This is a genomic window from Bacillus sp. SIMBA_008 (assembly GCF_046535495.1).
GTDB classification, from domain to species: domain Bacteria; phylum Bacillota; class Bacilli; order Bacillales; family Bacillaceae; genus Bacillus; species Bacillus subtilis.
On sequence record NZ_JAWRWL010000570.1, the window covers coordinates 1 to 266 of the forward strand.

General features: G+C 39.1%; 1 protein-coding gene. It reads right to left on the reverse strand.

Translation table 11 applies throughout. The annotated features are described in order from the left end of the window. The coding region (locus tag SB658_RS24490; protein ID WP_410602978.1) for an AIR synthase-related protein at positions 1-266 on the reverse strand (266 nt) is incomplete at both ends.

A 266-nucleotide genomic window follows, 5' to 3' on the forward strand; every position in this document is an offset into this window, starting at 1 on the left:
CATTTTCATTGCCTGGAATTCAGCAAAGTATGCTGCTTCTTTTGATGGCTTATGATAAATTGGTGCTTCTTCTGCAAGAGCATCTGCTGGAACTTCAGCTACCTTTTCACCTTTATGGAATAAGCGAAGCATTTTGTCTTCCGTTACTTTCCCCATCGTAACGGCTGCAAGACCATACTTCTCAAATAAATCTACTATTTCTTGCTCTCTACCCTTTTTCACAACGATTAGCATACGTTCTTGTGATTCAGATAGCATCATTTCAT